The sequence below is a fragment of the Pseudomonas fjordensis genome (assembly GCF_976987115.1).
Genome location: NZ_OZ336860.1, coordinates 3654377 through 3665228, shown reverse-complemented (window position 1 = coordinate 3665228; position 10852 = coordinate 3654377). Strand labels below are relative to the sequence as shown.

General features: G+C 59.3%; 10 protein-coding genes. 7 read left to right on the top strand and 3 right to left on the bottom strand.

The genetic code is table 11. The features are described 5' to 3' along the window. Positions 1–93: 93 nt before the first annotated feature. The 3 genes from ACWHXD_RS16415 to ACWHXD_RS16405 all read right to left on the bottom strand — a co-directional run bounded on the left by ACWHXD_RS16415 (position 94) and on the right by ACWHXD_RS16405 (position 2110). Positions 94–375, bottom strand: a complete 282-nt coding sequence (locus ACWHXD_RS16415; protein WP_003208024.1) for a peptidylprolyl isomerase — start codon at positions 373–375, stop codon at positions 94–96. Between the two features lie 108 nt (positions 376–483). Continuing rightward, on the bottom strand, positions 484–978 hold the full coding sequence (locus ACWHXD_RS16410; protein ID WP_138761517.1) for a DUF1543 domain-containing protein: 495 nt from the start codon (positions 976–978) through the stop codon (positions 484–486). A gap of 616 nt (positions 979–1594) precedes the next feature. Further along, a complete protein-coding gene (locus ACWHXD_RS16405) occupies positions 1595–2110 on the bottom strand; it encodes an Hcp family type VI secretion system effector (protein WP_138761515.1) in 516 nt (171 codons plus the stop codon). A 469-nt stretch (positions 2111–2579) separates the two neighbouring features. Here ACWHXD_RS16405 and tssA point away from each other — a divergent pair, with 469 nt between their 5' ends. Genes tssA through ACWHXD_RS16370 form a run of 7 tightly spaced genes read left to right on the top strand, consistent with a single transcriptional unit; the run spans position 2580 to position 10840 of the window. Beyond that, a complete protein-coding gene (gene tssA / locus ACWHXD_RS16400; protein ID WP_192901623.1) occupies positions 2580–4124 on the top strand; it encodes a type VI secretion system protein TssA in 1545 nt (514 codons plus the stop codon). 25 nt (positions 4125–4149) lie between these two features. Beyond that, positions 4150–4647: a type VI secretion system contractile sheath small subunit gene (gene tssB, locus ACWHXD_RS16395; RefSeq protein WP_138761513.1), complete on the top strand. Its 498-nt coding sequence runs from the start codon at positions 4150–4152 to the stop codon at positions 4645–4647. A 27-nt stretch (positions 4648–4674) separates the two neighbouring features. Further along, a complete protein-coding gene (gene tssC / locus ACWHXD_RS16390; RefSeq protein ID WP_056788160.1) occupies positions 4675–6153 on the top strand; it encodes a type VI secretion system contractile sheath large subunit in 1479 nt (492 codons plus the stop codon). 14 nt (positions 6154–6167) lie between these two features. Further along, positions 6168–6569 (top strand): type VI secretion system baseplate subunit TssE, encoded by a 402-nt coding sequence (tssE, locus tag ACWHXD_RS16385; RefSeq protein ID WP_032896906.1) that lies wholly within the window; start codon positions 6168–6170, stop codon positions 6567–6569. Continuing rightward, positions 6559–8346 (top strand): type VI secretion system baseplate subunit TssF, encoded by a 1788-nt coding sequence (tssF, locus tag ACWHXD_RS16380; RefSeq protein ID WP_138761512.1) that lies wholly within the window; start codon positions 6559–6561, stop codon positions 8344–8346. The genes tssE and tssF overlap by 11 nt, the downstream gene beginning before the upstream one ends. Further along, positions 8310–9332, top strand: coding sequence for a type VI secretion system baseplate subunit TssG (gene tssG, locus ACWHXD_RS16375; RefSeq protein ID WP_138761511.1), 1023 nt, complete (start codon positions 8310–8312; stop codon positions 9330–9332). Before tssF ends, tssG begins: the two co-directional genes overlap by 37 nt. Next, a complete protein-coding gene (locus ACWHXD_RS16370) occupies positions 9329–10840 on the top strand; it encodes a sigma-54-dependent Fis family transcriptional regulator (protein WP_138761510.1) in 1512 nt (503 codons plus the stop codon). The genes tssG and ACWHXD_RS16370 overlap by 4 nt, the downstream gene beginning before the upstream one ends. The last annotated feature ends 12 nt before the right edge of the window (positions 10841–10852 follow it).

Sequence of the window (10852 nt, the reverse complement as noted above, 5' to 3'; positions counted from 1 at the left end):
TTGTACGCTAACGGCCTGGGCATCGCCAGTCATCAGATGCACAACGGCCCACCAAAGGGCGGGCCGTTGTTTATAGCATCAGCGCAGATTGAATCAATCCTGGCGGCTGGTGACTTCCAGCAGGTGGTAGCCGAACTGAGTCTTCACCGGGCCTTGCACGGTGTTGACCGGGGCACTGAAGACCACGGTGTCGAATTCCTTGACCATCTGGCCTGGGCCGAACGAACCGAGATCACCGCCTTGGCGGCTGGATGGGCAGCTGGAGTTGGCTTTAGCGACTTCTGCGAAATCAGCGCCGCCTTCGATTTGGGCTTTGAGTTCGTTGCACTTGTCTTCAGTGGCAACGAGGATGTGACGGGCGGTGGCTTTGGCCATGGTGAGTAACTCCTAGAGTAAAAAACGGTGAGCGTACCGGATTCAGGCGGTTATTTCTCGGCAAAGTTCCACTGGGTTTTAAGTCGCCACTGTTTAGGTCCTGCCGGTTCAAGGCAGCACGAGATAGTCGTTGCGCTGCACGATCGGTCGGTGCGCCGCTTGCACCAGGTGAATATAGCGGCCGTCCACCAGGTCGATGGGCAGGCAATCGTCGATATCCAGCACCGCGTCGGTGTGGGCCTGGGACCAGTGGCTCTGCATCTGTTGCTTGCCTTTGCGCATGGCCTCTTGTTTGTGATGGGCGACCACCAGCAGGTAGTGATGGGCTTCGCCGAAGCTATTAGCCTCGTAGCCACCGAGGTTGATGAAGTACAAGCGCGGCGCATCGCTGTGGGGCGCCAGGTGGCTCAGTTCAACCTTCCAGCCGTCGACGCCATCGACGGCCATCCATGAATCGATGTGTACGCCTTTGGGGCTGCCAAACCAGGCGTCGCGTAATTGCGGGTAGGTGGCTTGCAGGGTAGCGGCCACTGCGAATACCACATCGTGTACTTCGATCCTGGCCCGCGGGTGCTTGCCCCCGAGCATGACGACAAACAGCATTACCGGTGTTTCCTGGGGAGTGGTGAGAGGGCAACCATACTGCGATTGAGCTGGTTTGTCCGGTTGGGATGGGGCCTTTATGTCGCGACGCTGAACCTGTGGGAGCTGGCTTGCCTGCGATGACGGCCTCCCAGCCGACGCCTATCCACCTGGTACCCCAGGATCCAAATGTGGGCGCTGGCTTGCCTGCGATGCCGGCCTCCCAGCCGACGCCTATCTACCTGACACCCCACAATCCAAATGTGGGAGCGGGCTTGCTCGCGAATGCGGTCTGACAGTCGACGCAGTTATACCGAGTACATATCCATTTCTGCGGTAACGGCCGCTTAGGGTTCCGCCCTGACGGCGGCTCACTTTGCAAAAGCGGCAAAGTAAGCAAAACGCTCTTGCCCCACCACTCGGCACCTCGCTTGGGCTCGGTGTGCCCGAACACAGGCTTGAATCCGTGGGCCGCCGCCACGCGCCATCCATGGCGCGGGGCGGCTAACCCGGCGTCCTGCCGGGTTACCCACGAATTCAAGCCTGCGTTCGGCCAGCGTGGTTTAACGGGGCGCCTAAGATCACAAGCAGATCAAGATCAAGATCAACAGAGGCTCGCTTCGCATCGTGGTTGCCGTTAACCCGTCACTGGGCTGCGCCAGTCATCCGAGCCGGACGTTCCGGCGACTTCGTGAGTCCAGATGATTTTGCGATAGGTGAAGTGCACATCCTCCAGATGGGTGAAGTGGGCGTTGTCTGGCTCTTGGCAGTTGGGCATGCGCGATTGGATGTCGACGATGGTGGCGCCTTCCAGTTCAATCGTGAAGTAGTGCTCCTGGGTTCCGGCCGAGGAGGTGCGCAGCCACTCCAGGCGGCAGGACACTTCTTCGCCGGTGGTCAGGGCGCTGAACAGCAAGGGTGAGGATTTATCGAAAACCTTGCTGATCATCAGCGGTTTATGCACGCGCTGACCGGTCGGCTGGCCCGACTGCGGGTCGCGGGGAATGATTACCTGATGAGCAAACGCCTGCACCAGAATCTGGTCCTCATGGCCTTCCTGATAAATGTTGCCTACCGAGTCCTGGGTAAATGTGCCTGCCGTAATCAAACCTTGTTTGACACCGGTGATGGAGAGGTACGCGGGTGTGGGCATGACGGGTTTCCTTGCCTGATTGAGTAGGTATTGCCGGGCAGCGAGAGCGCTGACCGGGCAGGTTCCTATAACAAGAAGCGTGCCTGAAAGTGTGAGGCTCAATGAAATAAGGGCGAAAAAGACTCAGCATCCTTTATTGATGCGTTTGCTGTAGTGCTGTGGGTTGTTTTTAGTGTCATTAGTTGCACAGATATGCGCATTTAGTTGCTCATGTCATATGTTTGGTAAATGCATGGTTTTAGGCTGTGGATGATGGGTTTCGCTTGGGTGGGCTGCGCAAATAGCTGCGCAGGCCTTTATTTTCAGGCGGTGTAGGATGTTTCTTAAGTTCCGTTCTGTTACTTGCTGATTGTTTTTTTCGTGGCTAAGGTTCGCTCACTTCAATGTGTTTTGAGCGGAAGTTCAAGGGCGGTTTAACAATGATGTTAATTTTGCCTACTTTGCCTTGGATGGTTGTGTGCAGCCCAAAATGGTTTATTCAGAAAAGCAATATGCCTATTACTTAGAACTTGCACGGACAGCGTGCTCGCCAAGCAGTTTTGTTGGCAGTGATATGCGCTATTCAAGTGAGTTTGAAGTGCTGGAAGCCGAGCTGGGCAAGGCGCACTCCATTCATGGGGCGGGCCTGCCGGATTGGCAGAAGATCAGCGAAATCTGTGAGTGCATTCTGCGTGAGCATTCAAAGGATCTGCGCGTCGCCGCCTGGTTGGCCTGGGCCCTGTACCAGCGTGATTCATTTGCTGGGTTGCTGGCGGGACTCGGTGTGTTGCGTGAACTCTGCGAGCATCATTGGGCGCAGGTCTATCCCGTTAAGCTGCGTACCCGCATTGCGGCGTTTGGCTGGTTGGTGTCGCGCCTTGAACAAGCGTGTGCGCATAACGTCCCACTCGAGGATCAACGACCTTTATGCCAAGCGCTGCTGGAACACCTGGAATGTCTTGATCGGCTATGGGGCGAACAGCTTGGCAGCGAGGCGCCGTTGCTGTTGCCGGTTCGCCGGCAGCTGTCGGCGCGTTTGGCCCAGGCTACAGCTGAACCTGGCGGCGTCGCGGGCGTCATTGCCCAGGTCAAGCCAGCGCGAACTGCGCTGCTAGAGCCCGAGCAACCGCTCAATAACGAAAAAGACGCGCACAAACGGCTGCGCGCATTGCAGGAGCAGGCTCGGCCTTTATGTGCCTGGTGGTTGCGTCAGGATGCAACCGACCCGCGTGCCTTGCGCCTGGGCCGAACCCTGGCGTGGTTGATGCTCGTCAATTATCCCGATGCCAATAGTGAGCGGGTCACGGCGCTGCGCCCATTGGCTGGCGACAAGCGCAAGCGCTATCAAGACCGCTTCAGCCAAGGCCATTACGCCGATCTGTTGCTTGATCTTGAGGTCAGCCTGGCCGGTGCGATGTTCTGGTTCGATGGGTTGCGCATGGTCTGGGAGTGCCTGGAGGCCTTGCACGCAGAGCTGGCCATGACCGAACTGGAAATGCAATTCGCTCTGCTGCTGCATCGCCTGCCGAACCTGCCTGAGTATCGGTTCGAGGACGGCACGCCCTTTGCTGACCCCGCGACAGGTGAGTGGATCGCGCTTCACGTGATGCGTCACGTACGCAAGCCTGAGCCCTCCAGTGTTGTCGTCGACAGCGTCGCCCAGCCTTGGGAAGCGGCGTTGCAAGCGGTGATGCCTTGCCTGCGCAAGGACGGCCTCAAGGTTGCAGTGGGTGTGCTCAAGCAAGGGCTGCGGGCGGCGTGCGGTGATCGAGCGCGCTTTCATTGGCACCTGGCGCTGGCCAGGTTGTGTGTGGCGGCCGGCAAGCATGACCTGGCCAGGATCCAGTTGGAACAACTCGACCTGCAGTTACAGCGCACGGGCCTGGAAAGTTGGGAGCCGGAGCTGGCCGTGCAAGTCGGCCAGCTGCTGTATCGCTGCTACGACCTGTTGCCACAAAACCAATCCGTACAAGACGCAAAAGACACCCTGCATCGCCGGTTGTGCCATTTCGACCTGGAAGCAGTACTTGAATAGTGCCTCATCAAAAAGGAAAAGCACCATGGCCAAAGACGGTTCGGTAGCCCCAAAGGAACGCATCAACATTACCTTCAAACCCGCCGTCGGTGGCGCTCAGGAAGACGTCGAACTGCCGTTGAAGCTGCTGGTGCTGGGGGATTTTTCCCAGCGCCCGGACCCGCGCAAACTTGAAGATCGCAAGCCCATCGGCATCGACAAGCACACCTTTGACGAGGTGTTGGCCAAGCAAGCATTGAGCCTGACGCTGAGCGTGCCCAACCGCCTCCAGGAGGCAACCGACGTGGAAGAGTTGCCGGTCCTGGTGCGGATCAGCGCGATGAAGGACTTCAACCCCGCGAACCTGGTGGAACAGATTCCGCAATTGCAAAAGCTGATGGCTTTGCGTGAGGCGTTGGTGGCGCTCAAGGGGCCGCTGGGTAATACGCCCAGCTTTCGCAACGCTATCGAGCGGACGCTGGCCAATGGCGACTCGCGCGCACGAGTGCTCGCCGAATTGGGGCTGGATAGGCCCCAAGCCTGACATTTTCAGTAAAAGGACACTGACACCATGACCACGATTCAACACGGCCCGCAACCCGTACAGGTTATCGAAGGCGGTAGCATCCTCGATAACATCATTTCCCAGACATTGCTCAGCGCCGACGACGAGGCTTATGGCATCGCCAAGCGCGGGGTGTCGGCGTTTATCGCAGAGCTGGTCAAGCCACACAATTGTGACGAACCGGTAAAAAAACGCCTGGTCGACCGGATGATCGCCGAGATCGATACCAAGCTCAGCGAGCAAATGGATGAGATTCTTCACCACCCGGAGTTCCAGGCACTGGAGGCTTCGTGGCGAGGCTTGCAGTTGCTGGTTGAGCGCACCGATTTTCGCGAGAACATCAAGATCGAGCTGTTGAATGTCTCGCGCCAGGACCTGCTGGATGATTTTGAAGACTCCTCGGAAATTACCCAGTCGGGGTTGTACAAACACGTCTACAGCGCCGAATACGGCCAGTTTGGCGGCCAGCCGGTGGGCGCGATCATTGCCAACTACTTTCTTTCGCCCAGCGCACCCGATGTGAAACTGATGCAATACGCATCCAGCGTCGCCGGCATGGCCCACGCACCCTTTATCGCTGCGGCGGGGCCGAGTTTCTTCGGCTTGGAAAGCTTCACCGGGTTACCCGACCTGAAGGATCTGCGGGACCATTTCGAAGGCCCGCAGTTTGCCAAATGGCAAAGTTTCCGGCAGAGCGAAGACGCCCGATATATTGGCCTCACCGTACCGCGCTTTCTGCTGCGCACCCCTTATGACCCCCTTGAGTGCCCGGTCAAGACCTTCGCCTACCAGGAGAATGTGGTTAACAGCCACGAGCATTACTTGTGGGGCAATACCGCCTACGCCTTCGCCACTCGCCTGACCGATAGCTTTGCGCGCTTTCGCTGGTGCCCCAACATCATTGGCCCGCAAAGCGGCGGGGCGGTTGAAGATCTTCCGCTGCATCATTTCCAGAGCATGGGCGAGATCGAAACCAAGATTCCTACGGAGGTGCTGATTTCGGACCGGCGTGAGTACGAACTGGCACAAGAAGGTTTCATCGCCTTGACCATGCGCAAGGGCAGCGACAACGCAGCGTTTTTTTCCGCCAGCTCCGTGCAGAAGCCCAAATCCTTTGGCATCAGTGAGGAGGGCCGGGCGGCAGAGCTGAATTACCGCTTGGGCACTCAATTGCCCTACATGATGGTGGTCAACCGCCTGGCTCATTACCTCAAGGTGCTGCAACGAGAGCAGTTGGGCGCATGGAAAGAGCGCACGGACCTGGAGTTGGAACTCAACAAATGGGTTCGCCAATACGTCGCGGACCAGGAAAACCCCAGTGCCGAGGTGCGTGGGCGTCGCCCCTTGCGTGCCGCGCGCATTGTCGTCAGCGATGTCGAGGGCGAGCCTGGCTGGTATCGGGTCAACGTCACGGTACGCCCGCATTTCAAATACATGGGGGCAGACTTCACGTTGTCCCTGGTCGGCAAGCTCGATAAAGAATGAGCAGAGGCCAGGGCATGCTTGAGCACAACAGCCTTTTCGAACGCCTTGAGCGTGGTGCGTCTAACCCGGGCGCCGCCGTGGCGTCCATCGCCGCACATTTGGGGAAAATGCTCAGCACTCGTGCGGGCAGTGTCCGGACGCTGCCTGATTATGGCTTGCCCGACCTCAACGACATGCGGCTCAGCTTGCATGAATCCTTGAGTCAGTCGCGCTTGCATATCGAACGGTTTATCCAGGCCTATGAGCCGCGGCTGACGAATGTACATGTCAGGCTGCTGCCGGTTGTGCGTGACTCCTTGTCCCTGGCATTCGCCATTGAGGCTGAGCGGATGATTGAGGGTGCCCTGCATCCTGTGGTGTTCCACGCGCGCCTTACCGATACCGGGCGGGTTGAGGTTTGTGCCGATGGCGCTTGACCGTTATTTCCAAAGCGAACTCAGCGCGCTGCGCCAACTGGGGCGGCGTTTTTCCGAGCGTAATCCCGCCCTGGCGCCGTTTCTTGGCGAAGCCGGCCAGGACCCGGATGTCGAGCGCTTGCTGGAGGGCTTTGCATTCCTGACCGGGCGCCTGCGCCAGAAGCTGGATGACGAACTGCCGGAGTTGACGCACTCATTGATGCACCTGCTCTGGCCCCATTACATGAGGCCGATACCGGCCTTCAGCATCCTGCAATTCGACCCGTTGAAACGTGCCGGCCCCAGCGTTCGGGTGGCTCGGGACACTGCTGTGCAAAGCGCCCCCATCCAGGGAGAGCGTTGCCGGTTCCGCACCTGTTATGCCACCGACGTCATGCCGTTGCAGCTCAATGGCCTGGAATACAGATGCCAGGGCGAAGGGGCCTGGTTGGACTTGCGCCTGCGCATGAGTGTCGACGGCAGCTTCAGTGAGTTGATATTCGATTCGCTGCGACTGCACCTGGCCGGTGACCATTACATCAGTCAGGGCCTGTATCTGAGCCTATTGCGCCACCTGGAGGGCATCAGCCTGCAGCTCGTGGATCACGATGGTCTGCCGATCAACGCCGGCGATGGCCAACCCATGACGCTGCGGCTCAATGCCAACCAGGTCCGGCCGGTGGGGTTTGCCCCAGACCAGGCGTTGATTCCTTATCCGCAGAACACCCTGGAGGGGTATCGGCACCTGCAGGAGTACTTCGCGTTTCCCGAGAAGTACCTGTTTGTCGATGTCGTAGGCCTGGAGGTATTGCACACGTTGCCTCACGAGTTACTCCGGCAGGCGCACGGCCTGGTGATGCGTTTCGAACTTCGCACCCAGGGCCGTGAGCCCCTGCGTCCTACCCTGGATAACGTGAAGCTGTATTGCACGCCCATCGTCAACCTGTTTACCCAGGATGCCGTTCCCATTCGCCTGGACGGTAAACAGGACGAGTACCTTCTGGTGCCTGGGGAATACACGCCAGGCAATGCCAGCGTATTTTCCGTGGATAAGGTCACCGGCTGGCGCCCCGGTGGTTTGGGCTATCAAACCTACGTGCCGTTCGAGTCGTTTGAACATGATTGCAACAGTGAGCCTCTGGCGGCACCGCCCAGCTACAGCATTCGACAACGTTCGTCGGTCCAACATGCCGGGCTCGACACCTGGATGGGGTTCGGCAATCGCCGCGAACAGGGCCAGGAAACCCTGTCGGTCGAACTGACCTGTACCAATTGCAACCTGCCACGGCAATTACGTGCAGGCGACATCAACCAGCCAGGCGAACAGACACCGGAGTCGTTGACGTTCCGCAATATCACCGCGCCAACGGCGAGCTACTCGCCGCCCCTGGACCAGAATTTTCTGTGGAAGCTCATCAGCAACATGTCGCTCAACTATTTGTCGTTGACCGATATCAACGCCTTGAAAGTGATTCTCGAAACCTACGACCTGCCGCGTTATTACGATCGCCAGGCGCTGAAGGTCAGCCAGAAAAGACTGGGGGCCTTGCGCGCCATCCGTCATGAGGCGATTGATCGCCTGCATCGTGGGTTGCCCGTGCGAGGTGTGCGGGTCGATCTGACCGTCGATTCCCAGGGCTTTGTCGGTCAGGGCGACTTGTTTGTATTCGCTTCGGTCCTCAATCAGTTCTTTGCGCTTTATGCCAGCCTCAATTCCCATCACGAGTTGCGTGTCATCAGCACACAAGGAGACGTGTATCTATGGCCATCCCGGATCGGGCAGCAACCCCTGCTCTAAATCAACTTTGCCGGGGTATCCGTGAATACACGCTGTTCCAGGCGGTTTTGCAGGTCACCGAGCGATTGCGTGAGGCTCATCCGCTGCTGGATGAGGACGCGCTGTACGACCAGTTGGAGTTCCAGGCCAACCCTGGCTTGGGGTTTGCCGCGCACGATATTGACCGAGTGGAGTTCTTTATGGAACACGGACATTTGCGCGCACGCCTGCGCCTCAATGTGCTGGGGTTATTTGGCGCCGGGTCCCCACTGCCTGCGTTTTATGGTGAGCAGGCATTTGCCGAACAGCCGGGCGGCAACCCGACTCGAGACTTCCTCGATCTGTTCCATCATCGCCTGCACCGGCTGATGCTCCCGATCTGGCGCAAATACCGCTATCGGGCGTGTTTCCGGGCAGGCGCCAATGACGGTTTTTCCGAGCAGATGTTTGCCTTGACGGGGCTGGGTGGTGCCGCGATCCGTGGCGCTTGCCAGCTCGATTGCAAGCGCTTGCTGCCCTACCTGGGCCTGCTGAGTGTGCGTGTGCACTCGGCGGCGTTGATCGAGTCGGTCCTGCGTTACTACTTCAAGCACGACGCGTTGTTTATCGAGCAGTGGGTTGAACGCCAGGTCGAGGTCAGCCAGGTACAGCGCAATGACCTTGGACGGGCCAACAGTGTGCTTGGCGAGGACCTTGTGCTGGGGCGCCGCGTCGCTGACCGCAGTGGCAAGTTCAGGGTGCATGTCCGCGCGTTGGGGTGGCAGCGTTTTCACGACTTCCTGCCCACGGGAAAAGCCTGTGAGCCGCTGCGCTCGCTGGTGCGCCTGACCCTGTGCGATCCGTTGGAATACGACCTGCGTTTGGTAATGGCACAGGGGCAGATCAGAGCCCTGCACATTGGCGAAAACACGGTTTGCCGCTTGGGCTGGACCACCTGGTTGGGGCGCGAGCGGGCCGATGGCGTCGTCACGCTAACCGGCAATTTCATTAGGGATGAATGGACATGATGAACAGGGATTTGCAACACATGATCGACGCACTGTCTGCCTGTTTCGCACGCTTGGGGTTCGAGCGTGATGAACACGCGTTACCTGACGTATGTGTCCGCGCGGTGGCCCGGCTGAGCCAGTGCGACGTCAGCCAGTTGTACCTGCTCGATGAAGTGACCGGCGGGCTTGAACTGATCGCCCAACATCTTGCCCAGGTTCCGTCGCTCGCCGTAGTGCCTTCACGGCCTGGTCAGCATTCCCAACAGTTGCTGCACGACACCTTGACCCAGGGCACAGCGTTGAGCCTGGAGGATGTGCAAGGCAGCGGCCATGACACGGGTTTCCTGCCAGCATTGGCGACACCTTGGCGGGCACTATTAAGCGTGCCGCTGTTCAACCGATGCGAACGCATGACTGGTGTGCTGGTATGCGCCCGCCAACACCCGGCCCAGCTGCAAAGCTACGCTCCCTCCTTGGGGCATTTGGGCAGCTTCGCCGTCAACCAGTTGCGCGCACTGCGCGATGGGCAGCCCAACGCTGGCACGCAGCCCGAATGCAACACACCCTTGGCTGGCGCATACGGCTTGATTGGCACCAGCGCGGCAATGGAGCAGGCGTGCCGGCTGATCAGTAAAGTCTTGAACACCCCTTACACCGTGCTACTGCAGGGCGAGACCGGCACGGGCAAGGAAGTGGTGGCCCGGGCCATTCACGCGGCCGGGCCGCGCAAGGCCAAGGCGTTTGTGGTGCAAAACTGCGCGGCGTTCCCGGAAGGGTTGCTTGAAAGCGAGCTGTTCGGTTACCGCAAAGGCGCGTTCACGGGTGCCGAACGCAATCACGCGGGGCTGTTCGACACCGCACATGGCGGTACGTTGCTGTTGGATGAGATCGGCGATATGCCGCTGCCCTTGCAAGCCAAATTGCTACGGGTATTGCAGGAGGGTGAGGTTCGCCCGCTGGGTGCCAGTGCGGCACACAAGGTCGACGTGCGAATCATTGCCGCGACCCACCGCGACCTCGCGGCGATGGTCGCCGAAGGGCGCTTTCGTGAAGACCTCTATTACCGACTGGCTCAGTTCCCCATCACCTTGCCGGCCCTGCGCGAGCGAGACGGCGATGTGCTGCAACTGGCGCGCCATTTCACGGCCAAGGTGTGCGCAGCGTTGGGCAGGCCACCTGTCGAGTGGTCGAATACCGCCCTCGATCAACTGTCCAGCCACGGTTTTCCCGGCAACGTGCGCGAGCTCAAATGCCTGGTGGAGCGCGCCGTGTTGTTGTGTGACGACCGCGTGATTCGGCCCGAGCACCTGGCGCTGCCCCTGGCACCAAAGCCGGCCACTCCCGATGACGTGACGCTGCGCCAACGTATGGAGCGAGTGGAGCGCACGTTCCTGCTCGACTGCCTGCACAAGAACCACGGCAATCGCACCCGAACCGCGCGGGAGCTTGGGGTCGCCCGGCGTACCCTGCTTTACCGCCTGGCCCGTTTGAACATTCCCTTTGGTGATGCCCGGGAGGAACGCTGAATGACGCACTCG

Excerpts from the sequence above, each read along its gene's own strand:
- ACWHXD_RS16415 (WP_003208024.1), bottom strand. The coding sequence starts at position 375 with ATGGCCAAAGCCACCGCCCGTCACATCCTCGTTGCCACTGAAGACAAG.
- ACWHXD_RS16410 (WP_138761517.1), bottom strand. The coding sequence starts at position 978 with ATGCTGTTTGTCGTCATGCTCGGGGGCAAGCACCCGCGGGCCAGGATC.
- ACWHXD_RS16405 (WP_138761515.1), bottom strand. The coding sequence starts at position 2,110 with ATGCCCACACCCGCGTACCTCTCCATCACCGGTGTCAAACAAGGTTTG.
- tssA (WP_192901623.1), top strand. The coding sequence starts at position 2,580 with ATGGTTTATTCAGAAAAGCAATATGCCTATTACTTAGAACTTGCACGG.
- tssB (WP_138761513.1), top strand. The coding sequence starts at position 4,150 with ATGGCCAAAGACGGTTCGGTAGCCCCAAAGGAACGCATCAACATTACC.
- tssC (WP_056788160.1), top strand. The coding sequence starts at position 4,675 with ATGACCACGATTCAACACGGCCCGCAACCCGTACAGGTTATCGAAGGC.
- tssE (WP_032896906.1), top strand. The coding sequence starts at position 6,168 with ATGCTTGAGCACAACAGCCTTTTCGAACGCCTTGAGCGTGGTGCGTCT.
- tssF (WP_138761512.1), top strand. The coding sequence starts at position 6,559 with ATGGCGCTTGACCGTTATTTCCAAAGCGAACTCAGCGCGCTGCGCCAA.
- tssG (WP_138761511.1), top strand. The coding sequence starts at position 8,310 with ATGGCCATCCCGGATCGGGCAGCAACCCCTGCTCTAAATCAACTTTGC.
- ACWHXD_RS16370 (WP_138761510.1), top strand. The coding sequence starts at position 9,329 with ATGATGAACAGGGATTTGCAACACATGATCGACGCACTGTCTGCCTGT.